Raw genomic sequence first — 21459 nt, 5'->3', positions numbered from 1 at the left:
GTGCGTCGTGCTCGGGACCGCAGTGGGTGCCGCCTGCTGGTTCTTCGGGGTGGATGTGCCGCACGCCATCGGAATCGGGGCCGCGGTGGCAGCCTTCACCTCCGCATTGGCATTGGTCGCCGACCAGGCCCGGGTCGATTGGGCGCCGGATGTGGTCCAACCGCGTGACGGGGCCCGCCGCGAGATCGTCCAGCTCGGCTGGTCGCTGCACACCCGCGGCGGAGGTGTCGCACCGGAGGCGGTGCGCCGATTGCGCACGCTGACCGGCCAGGTTCTCGCCCTGCACGGGCTCGACCTGGACGACCCGGCCGACCGGCCGGCGGTCGAGCGGGTGCTCGGGCAGGATGTGCTGCAGGTGATCCGTCGAGGAACGGCCGAATCGCCCCGCCTCGCGACCTTCGAGGCCGTGCTGGCGACGCTGGACCGGCTTGCGGATGCTCCGCCCGGTGCTCTGGCGCCCGTCGAAGAGACAGCGCTCAGGCGACCGTCGCGGAGGGTGCGTGCCTTCCTTCGGCGGACGCCGTCGCGTCACACAGAGTCAGTGGCAGCCCAAGCACCGGACCCAGCCCGAGTACCGGACCGGGCAGCAGCACCGGACCGGGCAGCAGCACCGGACCGGGCAGCGGCACCGGACCCAGCCGCGCCAGCCGGCACGCCCAGGAACGAAACCGAGGAGAACCACGATGTCCGCTGACCGTCCGACCGAGGCCGTCGCGCCGCTTGCCCTGCCCGAGATCGCCCGGCTGAGTGCCGAGATCCTCGACCGCGTCTCGACCGTCGTCGTCGGCATGCGTCCGGCCCTGGAACTCGCCCTCGCCACGATCCTGGCCGGCGGCCACGTGTTGTTCGAAGATGTGCCCGGTCTGGGCAAGACGCTCGCCGCGCGCAGCATCGCCTCGGCGATCGGCCTCGATTTCCGGCGGTTGCAGTGCACGCCCGACCTTCTCCCGGCCGACATCACCGGGTCGTTCGTCTACGTGCCGTCGTCGGGGGAGTTCGCGTTCCGGCCGGGCCCGGTCTTCACCGGGTTGTTCCTCGCCGACGAGATCAATCGCACCTCGCCGAAGACGCAGTCCGCGCTGCTGGAAGCGATGGCTGAGGGGCAGGTCACCGTGGAGGGCCAGAGCTTTCCGCTCCCTCGACCGTTCCACGTCGTCGCGACCTCCAACCCGATCGAGTACGAGGGGACGTACGCGCTCCCGGAGGCGCAGCTCGACCGGTTCATGGTGCGGCTCGCCGTCGGCTACCCGGATGCGCAGGGCGAGAGTGAGGTGCTCCTCGCCCGGGTGCGCCGTCGTCAGGAGCGCGCGACCGTCGAACCGGTGATCGACGCCTTCACCGTGCGCGCCATGCAGGAGGGAGTCGAAGGGGTGGACGTCGATGCGGACATCGCCGCCTATTGCGTCGCCCTCGCCGCGGCGACCCGGCGGCATCGCGCGGTCGAGGTGGGTGCGTCACCGCGAGGCTCGCAGGGACTGCTCCTCGTCGCACGGGCGCGTGCAGTGATGGCCGGCCGGGATTTCGTGATCCCCGACGACATCAAGGCGGTGGCGACGCCGGTGCTCGCGCACCGTCTGTCGCTCACCGTGCAGGCCTGGACGAGCGGGGTGCAGGCCGCGCAGGTGGTCCAGGAGGTCGTCGGCTCGGTTCCCGGGCCGCCCGTCGTCGGACGGGACGACCGAGCGACGGCGAGCGCGGAGGAAGGCGCTCCGGCGTGACCGGCACCGGTAGCATCCCTGAGACCTCGGCGGCGGTTCCCGTCGGAGAGAGCGACGGCGCGCGGGCGGACGGCGGCCGCCTGCGCCGCTTCCGTGCCCGCTGGAGCCTGAGCCCGGCCGTCGTGGCCGCCGTCGTCGTCGGGCTGCTGTGTCTCGTCGTCGGGTTCGTGACGGCGCGGGTGGACCTCGCTCTGGTTGGGGCGCCGTTGCTCGTTGCGGCGGCAGTCGCCTGGGACCGACGGCCGCCGGAACAGATGAGCATCGTCGTCGGGGCCTCGGCCGAGGCCGTGCCGGGGCGCCGGGTGCAGACGACGGTGAGCATCGGAAGCGATGCGCGGCCCGACGCGGTGGAACTACGGCTGGAGATCCCCGGCCGTGAGCCGGTCGAGGTGGTGGTCTCGGCCCGTGCGGCCCAGCGGATCGTCTCGCACGTGCCTGTCGTCCGCACCGGCCCGCAGCGGTTCGTGGGTGCCGGCGCCCGTGTGATCGGTATCGATGCGTCATCGGTCAGTGAGGCGACGCCGCCGACGACGGCCGACCGGGTGATCCCGCCGCGCGCGATCCCGGTCCGCAGCCTTCCGCTCCCCGCTCGACTCATCGGTCTCACGGGCCCGCATGCATCGGGGCGGCCCGGCGATGGCGGTGAGTTCCGGGACGTCGATCGTTTCGCGCCCGGCGACCGGCTTCGCCGCATCGATTGGAAGGCGACGGCGCGGCGGGCGCAACTTCCGGGAGAGCTCTACGTGCGTCGAACCATGGCCACCTCGGATGCGGCCGTCCACTTCGTCATGGACAGCCGCGACGATGTGACCGGTCGTGTCTCGGAATGGCCGGCGCTGCATCCTGGGCCGGGCGTCGGGTCTCAGGATCTCGCCCGCGAGGCGGTCGCCTCGCTCGCCTCCGCGTATGCGGCTGCCGGCGACAGGGTCGGCTTCGACGACCTGGCCAACGCGACCCGGGGCATCCAGCCGCGCGGGGGCACCCGGCACCTTCAACGCGTGCTCCGTTCGGTGGCCGTGACAGGACCGAGCGGAGCGGCGACCGAACGGGTTCGCCCCCCGATCGTGGTGCCGGGCGCCCTCGTGTTCGTGCTCTCGACCTTTCTCGACGAGCAGTCGCTGCGGCTGGCCCTCGTTTGGCGAGCGGCCGGGCATCGGGTGATCGCCGTCGATGTGCTCCCGACGCTCCACACCGGCGATCTGCCGGGGCGCGATCTGCTTGCGCTGCGGGTGGTCGAGCTCGAGCGCAAGCTGCGGTTCCGCCGCCTGGCCGCCGCGGGCATCGACCTGCTCGCCTGGCAGGACGCAGGCGGCGAGCGGCGCGAGGCGCGTCTGCGCGAGCTGAGCCGGCCCAGGAGGATGAGGTGAACGGGGATGCGGTTGGGGTGAGCGGGGAGGCGGTGAACAGGGAGGTCGAGGCGGCGAAGCCACAGCTGGGGTTCACGGTGCCGGCCTGGTCGCTCCGTGCGCTCTTCGCGGTCGTCGCGATCGCGCTCTGCGCCGCCTTGGCCGGTTCCGAGCTCTGGCTCGTAGTGTCTCTCGCGCTCGCCCTCGCGGCAGTCGTGGTTCCTCGCTGGATGACGGCCTGGTTCCTGATCGGCGTCCTCGTTCTCGCCTCGCTGCTGCACGGTCAAGCCCTCACGGATTGGCGGACATACACCCTGATCGCGGGCGCGCACGCTCTTCACCTGCTGGCCTCCTGGATGCTCGTGGTCGCGCCCGGCGCGCGTCTTCAGCCGGCCGCTCTGTGGCCGAGCACGCGTCGGTTCCTCCTGATCCAGATCCCCGTGCAGCTCGTCGCCGTCGGTGCCCTCGCGCTCGCGACGACCGCGTCGGCGGGATTCGCCTGGCTCGCCGTGGTGGGAGGCCTCGCCATTGCGGGCGTCGTCGCGCTGCTCGCGGGGCCGCTCCTGAGTGGGCCCCGGAACTGACAGCGCTCTGTCGGTGGTGCGGCATAGACTCGGCGCGTGCCGGGCAGAGCTGTCAGCATCCGGGTGTCGGGGGAGCACGCTACAATCGAACATACCTTCGATGCGCGGTGGGCGAACACGGCCCGGCATCGGCACGGAAGAGCGGAGAATTGGTCGAGTGAGCGGAATCATCCAGTGAGTGTGAGCAAGGTGACCGGGTCCCATCTCAGCGTGCGTGGTGCCCGCGTGCACAATCTGCACAATGTCGACCTCGAGATCCCGCGCGATTCCCTGGTGGTCTTCACCGGTCTCTCGGGTTCGGGCAAGTCGTCGCTCGCATTCGACACGATCTTCGCCGAGGGTCAGCGCCGCTATGTCGAGTCGCTGTCGGCCTACGCGCGCCAATTCCTCGGTCAGGTCGACCGGCCAGATGTCGACTTCATCGAGGGTCTCAGCCCCGCGGTCTCGATCGACCAGAAGTCCACGAACCGCAACCCGCGCTCGACTGTGGGGACGATCACCGAGATCTACGACTACATGCGCCTGCTCTGGGCGCGCATCGGTGTTCCCCACTGCCCCGTCTGCGGTGAGACGATCCAGCGCCAGACGGTGCAGCAGATCGCCGACCAGCTCATGGAGCTCGAGTCGGGTCGGCGCTACCAGATCCTCAGCCCCGTCGTCTCGCAGAAGAAGGGCGAGTTCGTCGACCTCTTCAAAGAGCTCGCGGCGAGCGGTTACTCCCGGGCACTCGTCGATGGCGAGCCGGTCCAGTTGAGCGATCCGCCCACACTGAAGAAGCAGTACAAGCACGACATCTCCGTCGTCGTCGACCGTCTCGTGGCCGGTCCAGACATCCTCAGCCGCCTCACCGATTCCCTCGAGACGGCGCTGCGCCTCACCGACGGCCTCGTTCAGGTGAACTTCGTCGACGCCGAGGGGCCCGAAGCGTGGCGCTCGTTCAGCGAGAAGCTCTCCTGCCCGAACAACCACCCGATCCAGCTCACCGAGATCGAGCCCCGCACCTTCTCGTTCAACGCCCCGTTCGGCGCCTGCCCGGAATGCTCCGGCCTCGGAACGCGCATGTCGGTCGACGAAGATCTGCTGCTCGGCGACGACGATCTGAGCATCGCCGAAGGCGTCATCATCCCTTGGACCACACAGGGCAAGGGCCTCTTCCAGTACTACGAGAAGCTGCTCGACGGGCTCGCCCGCGATCTCGGGTTCTCGCTGACCACGCCGTGGCGCAAGCTGAGCGACGATGTCAAGACCGCGGTCATGCGCGGCGACAACTTCGAAGTCAAGGTCAAGTGGAAGAACCGCTACGGCCGCGAGATGAGCTATACATCGGGGTTCGAGGGTGTCGTGCCCTACATCGAGCGACAGTACCTCCAGGCCGAGACCGACACCCAGCGTGCGCGCTGGGCAGAGTACCTCCGCGAGGTGCCGTGCCAGGTGTGCGGCGGCAAGCGGCTGAAGCCCGAGGTGCTCGCCGTGCTCGTGCACGGGGCGAGCATCGCCGACGCCGCCGAGCTGAGCCTCAGCGACGCCCGCGGCTTCATGGAGAAGCTGCATTTGACCCCGCGGGAAGAGAAGATCGCCGCGCAGGTGCTGCGCGAGATCAAGGTGCGACTCGACTTCCTCATCCAGGTGGGGCTCAACTACCTCAATCTGTCCCGGGCGGCGGCATCGCTTTCGGGCGGCGAGGCCCAGCGCATCCGGCTCGCGACGCAGATCGGCTCCGGTCTCACAGGCGTGCTCTACGTGCTCGACGAGCCGAGCATCGGGCTGCACCAGCGCGACAACCGTCGCCTCATCGACACCCTCATCGCCCTCCGCGATCTGGGGAACACCCTGATCGTCGTCGAGCACGACGAAGACACGATCCGCACGGCGGACTGGATCGTGGACATCGGCCCCGGCGCCGGCGTGAACGGCGGCCACGTCGTGCACTCCGGGTCGTATGACGACCTGCTCTCGAATACGCGCTCCCTCACAGGGGACTACCTGGCTGGCCGCAGAGAGATCCCGGTTCCGGTCAAGCGGCGCAAGATCGACAAGAAGCGCATGCTCTCGGTCGTCGGAGCGGAGGCGAACAACCTCAAGAAGGTCACGGTCGATTTCCCGCTCGGAACCTTCGTCGCTGTCACCGGGGTGAGCGGCTCGGGCAAGTCGTCGCTGGTCAACGACATCCTCTACCGGGTGCTGGCCAACAGATTGAACGGCGCCCGCAAACTGCCGGGCAAGCACAAGGTGGTCTCCGGTCTCGACAACCTCGACAAGGTCGTGCACGTCGATCAGGCCCCCATCGGGCGCACGCCGCGCTCGAACCCAGCCACGTACACGGGCGTCTTCGACCGCATCCGCACGCTCTTCTCCGAGACGATCGAGGCGAAGTCACGGGGGTATCTGCCCGGCCGGTTCAGCTTCAACGTCAAGGGCGGCCGCTGCGAGGCCTGCTCGGGTGACGGCACCATCAAGATCGAGATGAACTTCCTGCCCGACGTCTACGTGGCCTGCGAGGTCTGCGGGGGGGCGCGCTACAACCGCGACACCCTCGCCGTGCACTACAAGGGCAAGAACATCGCAGAGGTCCTCGACATGCCGATCAGCGAAGCCGCCGAGTTCTTCGAGCCGATCACGGCGATCCATCGCTACCTGAAGACCCTCGTCGAGGTCGGACTCGGTTACGTGCGGCTCGGACAGAGCGCCACGACGCTCTCCGGTGGTGAGGCGCAGCGGGTCAAGCTCGCGACGGAGCTGCAGCGCCGTTCCAATGGCCGCAGCATCTACGTGCTCGACGAGCCGACCACCGGTCTGCACTTCGAAGACGTGCGCAAACTCCTCCTGGTGCTGAACGGCCTGCTCGACAAGGGCAACACGGTGATCGTCATCGAACACAACCTCGACGTGATCAAATCCGCCGACTGGATCATCGACATGGGTCCCGAGGGTGGAGCCGGCGGCGGTCAGGTGATCGCCACGGGCACGCCCGAGCAGGTGGCCGAGGTCGAGGGCAGCCACACCGGCTTCTTCCTCAAGGAGATCCTGCAGGGCGCCGAGGGTGCCCGAGGCGCCGCTTAGGAGACCGGCGTGCCCGATACCGTCAGCTATCGCCCGAAGGCGGGCGAGATCCCGACCCAACCGGGTGTGTACCGTTTCCGCGACGCGAACAGTCGCGTGCTCTACGTGGGCAAGGCCAAGAACCTCCGTGCCCGGCTGAGCAACTACTTCCAGCCGCTGCGCAGCCTCCACGAGCGCACCCGGCGCATGGTGACGACGGCCGCCTCCGTGGAGTGGACGGTCGTGGCCAGCGAGTTCGAGGCGCTCCAGCTGGAGTACACCTGGATCAAAGAGTTCAACCCGCCCTTCAACGTGCAGTTTCGGGACGACAAGTCCTACCCGTACCTCGCGGTCACCCTCGGAGACCGCATCCCGCGGGTCATGGTCACCCGCAATCGCGGCGCGAAGGATGCGCGCTATTTCGGCCCGTACACGAAGGTCTGGGCGATTCGCGACACGGTCGACCTGATGCTCAAGGCGTTCCCGATGCGCAGCTGCTCAGACGGGGTCTATCGCCGCGCCGAGCTCACCGGGCGGCCCTGCCTGCTCGGCGACATCGGCAAGTGCGCGGCGCCATGCGTCGGCCGGATCAGCCCGGAAGACCACCGCGAACTGGCCGAAGATTTCGTCTCGTTCATGGCGGGCAACGACACCAAGCACATCCGTGCCCTCACCGAGCGGATGAAGGAGGCGGCGAGCACCCAGGACTACGAGGCGGCCGCCCGACACCGTGACGCCGTTCAGGCGCTCGAAGCGGCGATGGGCAAGAGCGCCGTCGTGCTCTCGGACAGTGTCGACGCCGATGTGTTCGGCATCGCCCACGACGAACTCGCCGCCGCGGTCCAGCAGTTCATCGTGCGCGGCGGCCGCATCCGCGGAGTGCGCAGCTGGGTGGTCGACAAGGAACTCGATGTGGAGCTCGGGGACCTCGTCGAGACGGTGATCCAGAACGCCTATGAAGGCACGGATGCGCCGCCGCGCGAGATCCTCGTTCCCGAGTTGCCCGACGACGTCGCCGAACTCGAGCAGTGGCTCACCGCGCGGCGGCAGGAGATCGGCGACTCCTCCGGCCCGAGATCCGGTCTCAGCGGGCGCGTCGCCATGCGCGTCGCCCAGCGGGGCGACAAGGCCGCGCTCGCCCAGACCGTGGAGATGAACGCGAAGAACGCCCTGGTGCTCTACAAGACGCGCCGCAGCTCCGACTTCGTGGCGCGGTCCAAGGCCCTCTCCGACATCCAGGATGCGCTCGAAATGTCCGACGCCCCGTTGCGCATGGAATGCTACGACGTCTCCCACCTCAGTGGCACGAACATCGTGGCCTCGATGGTCGTCTTCGAAGACGGGTTGCCCCGCAAAGACCAGTACCGCCGGTTCAGCATCCCCGACTCCACCGACGACACGGAGTCGATCTACCAGGTGATCACGCGCCGACTGGCCTACCTCAAGAACCCCGAGCTGGATTCCGAGGGGGAGGAGCTGCCGGTCGAATCCGCGACGCCGGACGGGGGCGTAGACGACGAGACGACCGCAGACGTGGCTGGTGACGACCCGACGATCGATGTCGAGGCCGAACTGGCGGCCGCGGCGGAGAAGCGCCGCAAGAAGTTCTCCTACCCACCGAATCTGCTCATCGTCGACGGCGGTCAGCCGCAGGTCGCCGCCGCCCGGCGGGCGCTCGAGGAGTCCGGGGTTCAGGGCATCCAGCTCGCCGGCATTGCGAAGCGTCTCGAAGAGATCTGGCTTCCCGACTCCGACTTCCCGGTGATCCTGCCGCGCAACAGCGATGCGCTCTTCCTGATCCAGCGCATCCGGGATGAGGCGCATCGGTTCGCGATCACCTATCAGCGGGCCCGGCGCAAGCGGGACATCGGATCGGTCCTGGGCGAGATCCCCGGGCTCGGGCCGGCGAAGGTGAAAGAACTGCTGAAGCATTTCGGTTCGGTCGCCCAGCTCAGGAAGGCGAGCCCCGAACAGATCGCGGAGGTGCGCGGTGTCGGAGCGACTCTTGCTTCGGCCGTCCACGAGCGGCTCACCAGTCGCTAGGCTTGGGGGACCGAACCGACCGGAGGAGCGCCACCAATGACCACCGACAACGAGCAGCAGGAAGTGCTGATCGTCACCGGAATGTCGGGCGCCGGCCGCTCGACCGTCGCCAACGCGCTCGAAGACCTCGACTGGTATGTCGTCGACAACCTTCCGCCGCAGATGCTCCGACCGCTCATCGAGCTCGCGGGCCGCGCGGGGTCGACCCTTCCCCGCATCGCTGCGGTGGTCGACGTGCGCGGTCGCAACCTCTTCACCGATCTCCGCGACATGGTTCAGAGCCTGCGCGAGGGCACGAAAGTGCGTGTGCTGTTCCTGGAGGCGACGGATGCGGTGCTCGTCCGACGTTTCGAGGCCGTGCGTCGACCGCACCCGCTGCAGGGCGACGGCACGATCCTCGACGGCATCGTCGCCGAACGGTCGCGGCTGCGAGAGATCCGTGAGGCCAGCGACATCATCGTGGACACCTCCGACCTGAACATCCATCAGCTGGCAATGAACATCACTGAGACCTTCGCAGCCGAGAACACGGCCGGCGTGCAGGTCACCGTAATGAGCTTCGGCTTCAAATACGGCCTGCCGCCAGATGCCGACCTGGTGACCGACGCGCGCTTCCTGCCCAACCCGTTCTGGAACCCCGAGCTGCGGCCGTTCACCGGTCTCGACGAGGTCGTGCGCGACTACGTGCTCGAGCAGCCCGGCGCCCTCGATTTCATCGAATCGTACATGGGCGCGCTGCGCCCGGTGCTCGCCGGCTACCAGCGCGAGAACAAGCGGCATGCCACGATCGCGGTAGGCTGCACGGGGGGAAAACACCGCTCGGTAGCGATTGCGGAAGAGCTCGCTACGCGATTGAAGGACATCCCAGGGGTCGCGGTGAACATCAAACACCGCGATCTCGGCCGTGAATGACGCCGGCCGCATGAATCCGGCCCCACCCCGGCCGACGACAGAAAAGGAACCCGATTGGCTCTCACCGCCGACGTCAAAGACGAACTCACGAAGGTCGAGGTCAGCAAGACCACTGTCCGGGCCGCCGAGCTTGCGACAATCCTCCGTTTCTCCGGCGGTCTGCACCTGATCAGCGGCCGGATCGCGGTGGAGAGTGAACTCGACACCCCGGAGCTCGCCCGACGCGTGCGCAAAGACCTCGCCGAGCTGTACGGAGTCCGCAGCGACGTCTCCGTGATCTCGGCGTCCGGCCTGCGGCGGACGAGTCAGTACCTCGTGCGGGTTCTCGAAGGCGGGGAGACCCTCGCCCGGCAGACCGGTCTGCTCGATGCCCGTCGACGCCCCATCCGCGGACTGCCGAACCGTTTGACCACCGGTTCCCGTGACGAGCTCGCCGCCGTCTGGCGCGGCGCGTTCCTCGCCCACGGTTCGCTGACCGATCCGGGCCGGTCGGCCGCCCTCGAGATCACCTGCCCGGGCAACGAGTCGGCGATGGCGCTGGTCGGCGCGGCCGGACGTCTCGGCGTCGCCGCGAAGGCACGCGAGGTTCGGGGAGTGCACCGTGTGGTCATCCGCGACGGCGATGCGATCAGCTCGATGCTCGTGCACATGGGCGCGAAGAAGACGGTCGAGAACTGGGAGCAGCTTCGGCAGCGCCGTGAAGTGCGGGCGACCGCCAACCGTCTGGTCAACTTCGACGACGCCAACCTGCGGCGTTCGGCGCAGGCGGCGGTCGCCGCGTGCGCCCGGGTGGAGCGGGCTCTCGAGATCCTCGCCGACGATGTGCCGAAGCATCTGCGCTATGCGGGTGAACTCCGGCTGAACTTCCGCGACTCCAGTCTCGACGAGCTCGGCCACCACGCCGACCCGCCGATGACGAAAGATGCGGTGGCCGGTCGCATCCGTCGGCTCCTCGCCATGGCCGACAAGAAGGCCGTCGACCTGGGGATCCCGGGCACCGACGCGAACCTCCCCGCCGACCTCGACGAGGTCTGAGCCGCTCTGTGACGCCGATGGGAACATCCGGTGCCGCCGACGGTTGCCTTTACTAGACTGGACAAGTCGCTCGAACCCGGTTCGAACCGCTCGCGCCGGGAACCACATTGGAGATGAGTAATGGCTGACTACACGCTCGCAGACCTTCCCTACGATTACTCGGCACTCGAGCCGAACATCAGCGGTCGGATCATGGAGCTGCACCACGACAAGCACCACAAGGCGTATGTCGACGGTGCGAACACCGCCCTCGTCAAGCTGGCCGAGGCTCGCGACGCCGACGACCTGACGTATGTCAACAAGCTGCAGAAAGACCTCGCGTTCAACCTCGCCGGCCACGTGAACCACACCGTGTTCTGGAACAACCTGTCTCCGGACGGCGGCGACAAGCCGACCGGTGAGCTCGCCGCTGCGATCGACGAGTTCTTCGGTTCGTTCGACAAGTTCCGCGCCCACTTCACGGCCTCGGCCCTCGGCATCCAGGGCTCCGGCTGGTCGATCCTGGCCTGGGATTCGCTCGGCCAGAAACTCATCATCGAGCAGCTGTACGACCACCAGGGCAACCTCGCCGCGGCCACCGTTCCGCTGCTGCTGCTCGACATGTGGGAACACGCGTTCTACCTCGACTACGTGAACGTGAAAGCCGATTATGTGAAGGCGTTCTGGAACATCACCAACTGGGGTGACATTCAGGAGCGCTTCACCAGGGCGCGCGAAAAGACCGCGGGGCTGCTGCTACTGTCGTAGCGGAAGAGGTGTCCCGGAAGGGGAACCTCCCGGGACACCGCCGTCCGGTCCTTCCCAACAAAATGCATCCCCAAAGAAATGTGCGCCGTCGGCGCCTCGTCAGTAACAGGAGACATCTGTGTCCGTAAAGATCGGAATCAACGGGTTCGGTCGCATTGGTCGGAACTTCTTCCGCGCCGCGCTCGCCAAGGGCAGCGACCTCGAGATCGTCGCCGTGAACGACCTCACCGACAACAAGGCGCTCGCGCACCTTCTCAAGTACGACTCGATCACCGGTCGTCTGGATGCCACCGTCGAGCTCGACGGCGACAACATCATCGTCAACGGCAAGCCGATCAAGGTTCTCGAAGAGCGCGACCCGGCCAACCTGCCCTGGGGCGAGCTGGGTGTCGACATCGTCATCGAGTCCACCGGACGGTTCACCAAGTCCGAGGATGCGCGCAAGCACCTCGCCGGCGGTGCCAAGAAGGTCATCGTGTCGGCTCCGGCCACCGGCGATGACGTCGCGACGATCGTCCTCGGCGTCAACGAGGAGACCTACGACAGCGCGGTGAGCGACATCCTCTCAAACGCTTCCTGCACGACTAACTGCCTCGCCCCGCTTGCCAAGGTGCTGCTCGACAACTTCGGCATCGAGCGCGGTCTCATGACCACGGTCCACGCGTACACCGCCGACCAGAACCTGCAGGACGGCCCGCACAGCGACCTCCGTCGTGCCCGTGCGGCCGCCGCGAACATCATCCCGACGTCGACCGGTGCCGCCAAGGCTCTCGGCCTCGTCATCCCGGAGCTTGTCGGCAAGCTCGATGGCTACGCGCTGCGCGTCCCGGTCATCACCGGTTCGATCACCGACCTCACGGTCGAGGTGTCGAAGCCTGTCACGGTCGCCGAGGTCAACGCGGCGTACAAGGCCGCGGCCGAGGGTCCCCTCAAGGGCATCCTCAAGTACACCGAAGACCCGATCGTCTCGACCGACATCGTCAGCGACCCGCACTCGTCGATCTTCGACGCCGGTCTCACGAAGGTCATCGGCACGCAGGTCAAGGTCGCGTCGTGGTACGACAACGAGTGGGGTTACTCCAACCGTCTGGTCGACCTGACCGAGTACGTCGCCGACCGCCTCTAGTACCGGGAACCGACGTGACGCTTCGCACCCTTGATTCACTCGGTTCGCTCGCCGGCAAGCGCGTCATCGTCCGCTGCGATCTGAACGTCCCCCTCAAGGATGGTCAGATCACGGACGATGGCCGTGTGCGAGCGTCGATTCCCACTCTGAACGCTCTGATCAACCAGGGCGCGAAGGTGGTCGTCATCTCCCATCTCGGCCGCCCCGAGGGCGCGCCCGATGCCAAGTACAGCCTGGCCCCGGTCGCTCAGCGGCTCTGCGAGCTGCTGGGCAAGCCGGTGACCTTCGCCCGTGACACCGTGGGCGGCGGCGCCGAAGAGGCCGTGTCAGGCCTCGCCGACGGCGACGTCGTGCTGCTGGAGAACCTCCGGTTCAACCCGGGGGAGACCAGCAAAGACGCCGATGAGCGTGCAGCCTTCGCGGCCAAATTGGCCGCGTTCGGCGACGCCTTCGTCTCCGATGGGTTCGGCGTCGTGCACCGCAAGCAGGCCAGTGTCTACGAGCTGGCCAAGGCGCTTCCGAGCGCCGCCGGTCAGCTCATCGCCACCGAGCTGGATGTGCTTGACCGGCTGACCGAGAACCCCGAGCGCCCGTACGCGGTCGTCCTCGGCGGTTCGAAGGTCTCCGACAAGCTGGGCGTCATCGGTCACCTGCTCCCGCGGGTCGACTCGCTGCTCATCGGCGGCGGGATGCTGTTCACGTTCCTCGCGGCCCTCGGTCACAAGGTCGGCTCCAGTCTGCTCGAGGCCGACCAGATCGATATCGTCAAGGGCTACCTCGCCCAGGCGAAGGAGCTCGGGGTCGAGATCGTCCTCCCGCGCGACGTCGTGGTCGCTTCGAAGTTCGGGGCGGATGCGGAGCACGTCGTGCGCCCGATCGACGGCATCGAAGACACCGATTGGGGCTCGAGCGGCCTCGGTCTCGACATCGGTCCGGCGACGAGCCAACTCTTCGCCGAATATGTGCGCGGAGCCCGAACGGTCTTCTGGAACGGTCCGATGGGTGTGTTCGAGCTCGCGCCGTTCGCGGCCGGCACGAAAGCGGTCGCGCAGGCGCTGACCGAGGTCGACGGCCTCGGCGTCGTCGGCGGGGGCGACTCCGCGGCGGCCGTGCGCGCGCTCGGCTTCCGCGACGACCAATTCGGTCACATTTCTACGGGTGGCGGTGCGAGCCTCGAGTTCCTCGAGGGCAAGCACCTGCCGGGACTGGAGGTCCTCGGATGGCAGCAGTGAGCTCGAGCGTGCGGCGTACGCCGCTCATCGCCGGCAACTGGAAGATGAACCTCGATCACCTGCAGGCGATCGCGTTCGTGCAGAAGCTCGCGTGGAGCCTTAAAGACGCCTCGCACGACTTCTCGGCTGTCGAGGTCTCGGTGTTCCCGCCGTTCACCGACCTCCGGAGCGTGCAGACCCTGGTCTCGGCGGACAAGCTGCCGCTCGCGTTCGGCGGCCAGGACGTCTCCGAACACGAGTCCGGTGCGTTCACCGGCGAGATCTCGGCGAGCTTCCTGGCGCAGCTGGAATGCCGGTATGTGATCATCGGACACTCGGAGCGGCGCACGCTGCACAACGAGACCGACGAGCAGGTCGCCGGCAAGGTCGCGGCCGCTCTGGCGCACAACCTGTCCCCGATCATCTGCGTCGGTGAAACGGCGGAAGACCTGGAGACCCACGGCGCCAGCGCCGTGCCGGTGGCACAGCTGCGGGCGGCACTCGTGGGTGTGAAGTCCGCTGCCGACATCGTGGTGGCGTATGAGCCGGTCTGGGCCATCGGCTCCGGCCAGGCGGCGACGCCCGAGCAGGCCGAGCAGGTCGCCGCCGCTCTTCGGGCCGTTCTGGTCGAGGTGTTGGGCGAGGATGTCGCTGCCAAGACGCGCATACTTTACGGTGGCTCGGTCAAATCGGGGAACATCGCCAGCTTCATGCGCGAGCCGAACGTCGACGGCGCACTCGTCGGCGGCGCGAGCCTCGACGTTGCGGAGTTCGCGAGCATCGTCCGCTACCAGAAGCACGTCGGGCTCTAGGCTCACCCGAACGCAGGCGGCTCTCGCAAGCCGCCTGCGGTTATACTGGTCGTTGGTCTTCCCGGGCACAGAGTCCGGTCGCGTTCCGAAAGGTTTCTCGTGCAAATTCTCCAGGTCGTCCTGCAGGTGCTGCTGGGCATCACCAGCCTCCTGCTGACGCTGCTCATCCTCCTGCACAAGGGGCGCGGTGGTGGTTTGTCCGACATGTTCGGCGGCGGTGTCACCTCGAACCTCGGTGCCTCCGGTGTGGCCGAGCGCAACCTCAACCGCATCACGGTGATCCTCGGACTGATCTGGATCATCTGCATCGTGGTCCTGGGCCTGATCACCAAGTTCGATTCGGGCGCGTAAGCGCCCCGCGCCGCACAACAGCGTCAACACAGCGAGGAGCAAAATGGCATCCGGAGGAAGTGCAATTCGGGGTTCGCGCGTCGGCGCCGGACCGATGGGGGAGCAGGATCGCGGTTTCCACGCGGAACGCATCACAGTCTCCTATTGGGACGCCCTCGGCAACGAGACTGTTCGCCACTTCGCGGCGAACCTGCCCGACGAGGAGATCCCCGAGGTCATCGACTCGCCGTCGTCGGGTCTTCCCGCCGGCCGTGACAAGGAGAACCCGCCGTCGGTGGCGAAGCTCGAACCGTACAAGACACACCTCGCCTACGTGAAGGAGCGTCGCACGGAGGAAGAAGCCGAGCAGCTTCTCGAAGATGCGCTCAATCAGTTGCGTGCCCGTCGTGGCAAGCTGACTGCCACGAGCTAGCGGTTTCGTCGGTCTGACGAGTCGTCAACCAAACCACGAAGAGGGGCCCGGATTCGCATCCGGGCCCCTCTTCTCGTTCACGATCAGTAACTGGGGGCGATGAGGTTCTCGGGAACCTCGGCCGCGGCGTCCTTGTCGACGAAGAACACGGTGCGCTTGCGACCTTTCGCCCCGGCCACCGGAACCTCGGTGTAGCTCGCGCCGGCCAGCGCCAGGCCGAGCGCGGACGCCTTGTCGGCGCCGGCGAGGACCAGCCAGATGCGGTCGGAGGAGTTCAGCACCGGCCGGGTGAGGCTGAGGCGCTCCAGCGGAGGCTTCGGCGAGTCGCGCACCGCGATGACCGTCGCCTCCGCCTCGCGGATGCCCGCGCGGTCGGGGAATAGCGAGGCGATGTGGCCATCCGGTCCGACGCCGAGGAAGGTGATGTCGAACCGGGGCTGCTTCGCCCCGTCGGGGGCGAAAGCCTCGAGCTCAGCCGCGTAGACGGCGGCGGCCTCGTCGATGCTCTCGATCTCGTCGGACGCGGGGAACGCGTGAACGTTCTCTGGCGGAACAGCGATGTGATCGATCAGTGCCCGGAAGGCCAGGAGATCGTTCCGGTCTTCACTCGCCTTGGGGACGAATCGTTCGTCGCCCCACCAGAAATGCACCTTGGTCCAGTCGACGCTATCGCGCGCGGTGGAGGCGTTCACAGCCTCCAGCACGGCGATGCCAACCGTACCGCCGGTCAATACGATGTTCGCTTCACCGAGGTCGTCGAGGATGTCGACGGTCTTAGTCAGGAAGCGCGCCGCGACCGAACCGGTGAGGGCTTGTTTGTCGGGGTGAACGAGCACCCGCCGTTCGTTCGTCATCCCTTGCTGCCCACTCCCGTGTCGGCGGCCTCGAGCTGGTCGAGCCCTTTGGTGATCACCTCACCGTACAGGTCGTCGGGGTCCAACCGGCGCAGTTCCTCGGCGAGGCAGTCGCGCAGGCTCCGCCGCGGGAGCGACAGATCGTGCGTGGGCTGGTTGGGCTGCGAGAGGCGCGCGATGTTGGGGATCTCTCTTTCGAGTTCGATCACTCCCGATGCCCGCCCCATCCGGACCCCGTGGATGCCGCTGGAGCCGGTGGCGCGCGACGTCAGGTCGTGCTGGACCGGAACCTGCAGCTGCAGCGAGAGCCAAGCGGCGAGAAGCACCGTCGAGGGCGAGTCGGCCGCACCCGCGACCTCCACGTTCTCGATCGGCTCGTACGGCGGCTGGTCGAGAACGGCGGCGAGCTGCGCCCGCCACAGGGTGAGCCTGGTCCAGGCGAAGTCGGTGTCGCCGGGGGCGTACGTCTTCGAGAGATGCTGGAGCGCTGCCTGAGGATCGGGCTGAGCCGACGCGTCGGTGATGCGGCGCGTCGCGATGCGGCCGAGCGGCGATCGGGAGACGACCTCGGGGGCGATGCCCGGCCACCAGACGACGACCGGAGCGTCGGGGAGCAGCAGTCCCGTGACGAGCCCCTCCTCGTCGCTGGCGGTCTCGCCGTAGGCGCGCAGCACGATGACCTCGCTTGCGCCGGCGTCGCCGCCGACGCGGATCTGAGCGTCGAGTCGGCCGTCACCGTTCGTGGTGGAGCGTTCCTCCTCGGTGGAGACGACGATCACGCGCATGGGATGCTCGCGCGAGGCGTCGTTGGCGGCCTCGATGGCCTCCTCCTCCTGACCGAGATTCGTGGCGATGACCAGGGTCAGCACACGCCCGAGGGCGACGGCGCCGCCCTCCTCGCGGATCTTGACCAGGGCCTTCGAGACCTTGCTCGTTGTCGTGTCGGGCAGATCGACGATCATGGACGCCTCCAAACGCGGCCGTCGCGTGCGAGCAGCTCATCGGCTGAACTCGGACCCCACGTGCCGGGACGGTACTGTTCTGGCTGACCCTGGGTCGTCCAGAACTCTTCGATCGGGTCGAGGATCTTCCAGGAGAGCTCGACCTCCTCATGACGGGGGAACAGCGGCGGGTCACCGAGCAGCACATCCAGGATGAGGCGCTCGTACGCCTCCGGGCTCGCCTCGGTGAAGGCGTGCCCATAGCCGAAGTCCATGCTCACATCGCGTACCTGCATGCCGGCGCCGGGAACCTTCGAACCGAAGCGGATCGTCACCCCTTCGTCGGGCTGCACGCGGATGACGAGCGCGTTCTGGCCGAGCGCTGACGTCTGACTCTCGGCGAAGAGCTGCTGCGGGGCGCGCTTGAAGACCACGGCGATCTCGGTGACGCGGCGACCGAGCCGCTTGCCGGCCCGAAGGTAGAACGGCACTCCCGCCCACCGGCGGGTGCCGATGTCGAGCTTGATGGCCGCGTAGGTTTCCGTAGTCGACTCGGGGTTCATCCCGTCTTCGTCCAGGAAGCCGACGACCTTTTCCCCGCCCTGCCATCCGCTTGAGTATTGACCGCGCGCGGTGGCCGTGGCGAGGTCCTTCGGCAGCCGCACGGCGGCGAGGACCTTCTCCTTCTCGGCCCGCAGGTCGGCGGCGTCGAACGAGATCGGCTCCTCCATCGCGGTCAGCGCCAGAAGTTGCAGGAGGTGGTTCTGGATGACGTCGCGCGCCGCCCCGATGCCGTCGTAGTATCCGGCCCGACCGCCGACGCCGATGTCTTCTGCCATCGTGATCTGCACGTGGTCGACATAGTTGGCGTTCCAGATCGGTTCGTACAGTTCGTTCGCGAACCGCAGCGCCAGGATGTTCTGCACCGTCTCTTTGCCGAGGTAGTGGTCGATCCGGAACACCGAGTCGGCCGGGAAGACCGATTCGACGACGGCGTTGAGCTCGCGGGCCGTCTTGAGGTCGCTGCCGAACGGCTTCTCGATGACGACGCGGCGCCAACCGCCGCCGTCGTTCTGTTCGGCGAGACCGGAGCGGCGCAATTGCTCGGTGACGAGCGGGAACGCCTTCGGCGGGATCGAGAGGTAGAACGCGTGGTTGCCCATCGTTCCACGTTCCTTGTCGAGCGACTCGACGGTCGCTTTGAGACGCTGGAATGCGTCGTCGTCGTCGAACTCGCCCGGAACGAACCTGATGCCCTGGGCGAGTTGCTGCCAGACCTCATCCTGGAACGGGGTGCGGGCGTACTGCTTGACGGCGTCGTAGACGACCTTCTCGAAATCCTGGTCCTCCCAGTCGCGGCGTGCGAAGCCGACCAGCGAGAAGCCGGGCGGGAGCAGGCCGCGATTGGCGAGGTCGTACACGGCCGGCATCAGCTTCTTGCGTGACAGGTCGCCTGTCACGCCGAAGATGATCAGGCTGCTCGGACCGGCGATCCGGTTGAGGCGGCGATCGGAGGACAACCGCAGGGGGTTGAACTCCGGGGTGATTTCCACCGGGGACATGAAGCTCCTTGGATGCGGGCGGTCGCGACTAGTTGACGGCCTCGAACAGCGCGACGAGGTCGGCCTCGGGGTCCGTCAGATTGAGGGTCAGAACGGGACGGCCGTGCTGTCCGAGCACGCTTGCGTCGCCCGCGGCCTGGGCCTGGATGAGCTGTCCGAAGGTGAACGGACGCTCGGGGATCGCCAGGTCGTCGGTCGCATTCGCCGTGATCTGCAGGAACACGCCGACGGCGGGGCCACCCTTGTGGAACTGGCCGGTCGAGTGCAGGAAGCGAGGACCCCAGCCGAACGTGACGGGACGCTTGGCCTTGGCGGCGAGCAGGTCTCGGATGCCCGCAAGCTGCGGAAGCGCGACACGGTCGACGTAAGCCTGGATCGAGACGTAGCCGTCCGGTCCGAGCTGCGCGAGCAGCGCACCGACGGCGGCGTCGAGGGTGGACGCCGTGCCCAGGAAGTCGCCGGTTGTCCGAACCTCGATGCCGTCGGCGATGAACGCCGGCGTCGCGGGCTCGGGCCGGTCGTCGAGCAGCGCGCGGGCGGCGACCTTGGCTGCCTCCACATCGGGCTGGTCGAACGGGTTGATGCCGAGAAGCCGGCCGGCGACAGCGGTAGCGTACTCCCACACCATGAGCTGCGCACCGAGGCTGCCGGAGACGAGGATCTCACCCTCGTGGCGGTTGTTCGGGAACAGGTGGTGTGTCTCCGCGTTGTCGACCAATCGGACGATCTGCAGATCTTCGAGGTTCTCGGTGAGCTCGGGAGAGAGCGGGTCGAGGACGACAGGGAGCAGCCCGGTGCCTTGCTTGCCGGTGGATTCGGCGATCAGCTGCTCTGCCCAGTCGGCGAAGCCGACGATGTGCGTGCCGTCGGCGATGATGCCGAGCTTGTCTTTGAGCGGGTTGGTTCCGGCGATCGCCGCTCCCAGGATGAGCCCGGGGTTGGTGGGATCGTCGATGGCCAACTCGAGGGAGATCGTCTCGGCTTCACGCAGCAGCTCGTCGAGGTCGACTCCGGCAAGGCCGGACGGCACGAGGCCGAAGGCCGTGAGCGCCGAGTAGCGGCCGCCCACGTTCGGGTCGGCGTTGAACACGTGATAGCCCGCTTCGCGTGCCGAGGCGTCGAGCGGGGATCCCGGGTCGGTGACGACGACGATCCGCTCGGCCGGGTCGATCCCGGCGTCGCGGAACGACTTCTCGTAGATGCGGCGCTGGCTGTCCGTTTCGAGGGTCGAACCCGACTTGCTGGAGATCACGACGGCCGTGGCGGCCAGTCGGTCGTTCAGCGCGGCGAGCACCTGGCCCGGCTCGGTGGAGTCGAGCACGGTGAGGTTGACGCCGGCAGTGCGGGTGATCACCTCGGGAGCGAGGGACGAGCCGCCCATGCCGCCGAGCACGATGTGGTCGATGCCACGGGCGCGGAGCTCGTCGCGGAGGGCGACGATCTCTGGCACCAGCGGGCGCGAGATGGCGACCGCTTCGGTCCAGCCGAGGCGCTTCGTCGCCTCGGCTTCGGCGTCCGGGCCCCACAGCGCAGGTTCCTGCGCTGTGATGCCGGAGGCGACGAGATCGGCGACCAGCTGCGGCACGACAGCCTTGACGGCTGTTTCGGCCGCGCCGGTCACATGGATCTTGAAACTCACTTCGCGGCCTCCAGAGCGGTCGTGACCGTCTCGAGCAGTTCGTTCCAGGAGACGATGAACTTCTCGACGCCTTCCTTCTCGAGCAGGGCGGTGACCTCGTCGTACGAGATGCCGAGCGCGTCGATGGCGCCGAGCACATCGGCCGCAGCACCGTAGGAGCCGGTGACGGTGTCGCCGGTGATCACGCCGTGGTCGAACGTCGCGTCGAGGGTCTTCTCGGGCATCGTGTTCACGGTGTTCGGGGCGACGAGCTCGGTCACGTACAGCGTGTCGGGCAGGTTCGGGTCTTTGACACCCGTGGAGGCCCAGAGCGGGCGCTGCTCGTTCGCGCCGGCGGCGACGAGGGCCTTGGCGCGATCGGAGGCGAACTGCTCCTCGTACACCTGGTAGGCGAGCTGAGCGTTGGCGACGCCGGCCTTGCTCTTGAGCGCGAGCGCCTCGTCAGTGCCGATGGCGGTGAGACGCTTGTCGATCTCGGTGTCGACACGCGACACGAAGAACGAGGCGACCGACTGGATGCCGGACAGGTCGATGCCCGCCGCCTGAGCCTTCTCGAGGCCGGTGAGGTAGGCGTCGATGACGCCGCGGTACCGGTCGAGGCTGAAGATCAGGGTGACGTTGACGCTGATGCCGGCCGCGATCGTCTCGGTGATGGCCTCGAGGCCTTCGACGGTCGCGGGGATCTTGATCAGCACATTGGGCTTGTCGACCTTCGCGGCGAGCTTCTTGGCCTGCTCGATGGTGCCGGCGGCGTCGTGCGCGAGGCCGGGCTCGACCTCGATGGAGACGCGTCCGTCGACACCGTTGCTCTGCTCGTAGACGCCGTGGAAGATGTCGCTGGCAGCCGCGACGTCGTCGGTCGTGATCTCGAAGACCGCGTCGCTGACGTTCGTGCCGGCGGCGGCGAGCTGCTTGACCTGCTCGTCGTAGACCTCGCCGTTGCTGAGTGCGTTGGCGAAGATCGTCGGGTTCGTGGTGACGCCGACGACGTTCTTCTCGGCGATGAGCTTCTGGAGCCCGCCGGACTGGATGCGTTCGCGCGACAGGTCGTCGAGCCAGATGCTGACGCCTGCGGCGGACAACTGGGCGGTGGGGGTGGAGTCTGTCATTTTCTTCTTATCTCCTCG

The 21459-nt window shown here is 67.5% G+C and carries 19 protein-coding genes; 14 read left to right on the top strand and 5 right to left on the bottom strand.

Annotated features, from left to right (window positions below):
* Nucleotides 1-7 precede the first annotated feature (7 nt).
* The 14 genes from K5L49_RS03335 (at nt 8) to K5L49_RS03270 (ending at nt 15336) form a co-directional block, all read left to right on the top strand.
* Nucleotides 8-694 carry a hypothetical protein gene (locus K5L49_RS03335; RefSeq protein WP_223690600.1) on the top strand — a complete coding sequence of 229 codons (687 nt, stop codon included), beginning with the start codon at nt 8-10 and terminating at the stop codon, nt 692-694.
* A complete protein-coding gene (locus K5L49_RS03330; protein ID WP_223690599.1) occupies nt 684-1718 on the top strand; it encodes an AAA family ATPase in 1035 nt (344 codons plus the stop codon). The genes K5L49_RS03335 and K5L49_RS03330 overlap by 11 nt, the downstream gene beginning before the upstream one ends.
* Nucleotides 1715-3085, top strand: a complete 1371-nt coding sequence (locus K5L49_RS03325) for a DUF58 domain-containing protein (protein ID WP_223690598.1) — start codon at nt 1715-1717, stop codon at nt 3083-3085. The genes K5L49_RS03330 and K5L49_RS03325 overlap by 4 nt, the downstream gene beginning before the upstream one ends.
* The gene (locus K5L49_RS03320) at nt 3082-3648 is read left to right on the top strand and encodes a hypothetical protein (RefSeq protein ID WP_223690597.1); all 567 of its coding nucleotides are present in this window, start codon (nt 3082-3084) and stop codon (nt 3646-3648) included. Before K5L49_RS03325 ends, K5L49_RS03320 begins: the two co-directional genes overlap by 4 nt.
* Nucleotides 3649-3837: 189 nt before the next feature.
* On the top strand, nt 3838-6708 hold the full coding sequence (gene uvrA, locus K5L49_RS03315) for an excinuclease ABC subunit UvrA (protein WP_374107670.1): 2871 nt from the start codon (nt 3838-3840) through the stop codon (nt 6706-6708).
* A gap of 9 nt (nt 6709-6717) precedes the next feature.
* Nucleotides 6718-8730: an excinuclease ABC subunit UvrC gene (gene uvrC / locus K5L49_RS03310; protein ID WP_223690595.1), complete on the top strand. Its 2013-nt coding sequence runs from the start codon at nt 6718-6720 to the stop codon at nt 8728-8730.
* Nucleotides 8731-8766: 36 nt separating this feature from the next.
* Nucleotides 8767-9642, top strand: a complete 876-nt coding sequence (gene rapZ / locus K5L49_RS03305; RefSeq protein ID WP_223690594.1) for an RNase adapter RapZ — start codon at nt 8767-8769, stop codon at nt 9640-9642.
* Between the two features lie 54 nt (nt 9643-9696).
* Entirely contained in the window at nt 9697-10677 is a 981-nt protein-coding gene (gene whiA / locus K5L49_RS03300) for a DNA-binding protein WhiA (protein ID WP_223690593.1), read from the top strand.
* Between the two features lie 120 nt (nt 10678-10797).
* Nucleotides 10798-11424, top strand: a complete 627-nt coding sequence (locus tag K5L49_RS03295; protein WP_223690592.1) for a superoxide dismutase — start codon at nt 10798-10800, stop codon at nt 11422-11424.
* Between the two features lie 118 nt (nt 11425-11542).
* Complete coding sequence (gene gap, locus K5L49_RS03290; RefSeq protein ID WP_223690591.1) at nt 11543-12550, top strand: type I glyceraldehyde-3-phosphate dehydrogenase; 1008 nt, start codon at nt 11543-11545, stop codon at nt 12548-12550.
* Between the two features lie 14 nt (nt 12551-12564).
* Nucleotides 12565-13782 (top strand): phosphoglycerate kinase, encoded by a 1218-nt coding sequence (locus K5L49_RS03285; protein WP_223690590.1) that lies wholly within the window; start codon nt 12565-12567, stop codon nt 13780-13782.
* On the top strand, nt 13770-14573 hold the full coding sequence (tpiA, locus tag K5L49_RS03280; protein WP_223690589.1) for a triose-phosphate isomerase: 804 nt from the start codon (nt 13770-13772) through the stop codon (nt 14571-14573). The genes K5L49_RS03285 and tpiA overlap by 13 nt, the downstream gene beginning before the upstream one ends.
* A 99-nt stretch (nt 14574-14672) precedes the next feature.
* The gene (gene secG, locus K5L49_RS03275) at nt 14673-14924 is read left to right on the top strand and encodes a preprotein translocase subunit SecG (protein ID WP_223690588.1); all 252 of its coding nucleotides are present in this window, start codon (nt 14673-14675) and stop codon (nt 14922-14924) included.
* Nucleotides 14925-14967: 43 nt separating this feature from the next.
* Complete coding sequence (locus K5L49_RS03270) at nt 14968-15336, top strand: RNA polymerase-binding protein RbpA (RefSeq protein ID WP_223690587.1); 369 nt, start codon at nt 14968-14970, stop codon at nt 15334-15336.
* Between the two features lie 83 nt (nt 15337-15419).
* On the opposite strand, the gene pgl is transcribed toward K5L49_RS03270, so the two are convergent.
* Genes pgl through tal form a run of 5 tightly spaced genes read right to left on the bottom strand, consistent with a single transcriptional unit; the run spans nt 15420 to nt 21441 of the window.
* Nucleotides 15420-16190: a 6-phosphogluconolactonase gene (gene pgl / locus K5L49_RS03265; protein WP_223690586.1), complete on the bottom strand. Its 771-nt coding sequence runs from the start codon at nt 16188-16190 to the stop codon at nt 15420-15422.
* Complete coding sequence (locus tag K5L49_RS03260; protein WP_223690585.1) at nt 16187-17152, bottom strand: glucose-6-phosphate dehydrogenase assembly protein OpcA; 966 nt, start codon at nt 17150-17152, stop codon at nt 16187-16189. Before K5L49_RS03260 ends, pgl begins: the two co-directional genes overlap by 4 nt.
* Nucleotides 17149-18693, bottom strand: a complete 1545-nt coding sequence (gene zwf / locus K5L49_RS03255; RefSeq protein ID WP_223690584.1) for a glucose-6-phosphate dehydrogenase — start codon at nt 18691-18693, stop codon at nt 17149-17151. The genes K5L49_RS03260 and zwf overlap by 4 nt, the downstream gene beginning before the upstream one ends.
* A gap of 28 nt (nt 18694-18721) precedes the next feature.
* Entirely contained in the window at nt 18722-20332 is a 1611-nt protein-coding gene (locus K5L49_RS03250; RefSeq protein ID WP_223690583.1) for a glucose-6-phosphate isomerase, read from the bottom strand.
* Nucleotides 20329-21441 carry a transaldolase gene (gene tal, locus K5L49_RS03245; RefSeq protein WP_223690582.1) on the bottom strand — a complete coding sequence of 371 codons (1113 nt, stop codon included), beginning with the start codon at nt 21439-21441 and terminating at the stop codon, nt 20329-20331. Before tal ends, K5L49_RS03250 begins: the two co-directional genes overlap by 4 nt.
* Between the last annotated feature and the right edge of the window lie 18 nt (nt 21442-21459).

Source organism: Leifsonia poae, assembly GCF_020009625.1.
Classification (GTDB): Bacteria; Actinomycetota; Actinomycetes; order Actinomycetales; family Microbacteriaceae; genus Leifsonia; species Leifsonia poae_A.
This window is presented reverse-complemented; position numbering and strand designations above follow the sequence as displayed.

Coding starts and splice junctions, on each gene's coding strand:
- K5L49_RS03330 (WP_223690599.1), top strand. CDS start 684: ATGTCCGCTGACCGTCCGACCGAGGCCGTCGCGCCGCTTGCCCTGCCC.
- rapZ (WP_223690594.1), top strand. CDS start 8,767: ATGACCACCGACAACGAGCAGCAGGAAGTGCTGATCGTCACCGGAATG.
- K5L49_RS03295 (WP_223690592.1), top strand. CDS start 10,798: ATGGCTGACTACACGCTCGCAGACCTTCCCTACGATTACTCGGCACTC.
- tpiA (WP_223690589.1), top strand. CDS start 13,770: ATGGCAGCAGTGAGCTCGAGCGTGCGGCGTACGCCGCTCATCGCCGGC.
- K5L49_RS03270 (WP_223690587.1), top strand. CDS start 14,968: ATGGCATCCGGAGGAAGTGCAATTCGGGGTTCGCGCGTCGGCGCCGGA.
- pgl (WP_223690586.1), bottom strand. CDS start 16,190: ATGACGAACGAACGGCGGGTGCTCGTTCACCCCGACAAACAAGCCCTC.
- K5L49_RS03260 (WP_223690585.1), bottom strand. CDS start 17,152: ATGATCGTCGATCTGCCCGACACGACAACGAGCAAGGTCTCGAAGGCC.
- zwf (WP_223690584.1), bottom strand. CDS start 18,693: ATGTCCCCGGTGGAAATCACCCCGGAGTTCAACCCCCTGCGGTTGTCC.
- tal (WP_223690582.1), bottom strand. CDS start 21,441: ATGACAGACTCCACCCCCACCGCCCAGTTGTCCGCCGCAGGCGTCAGC.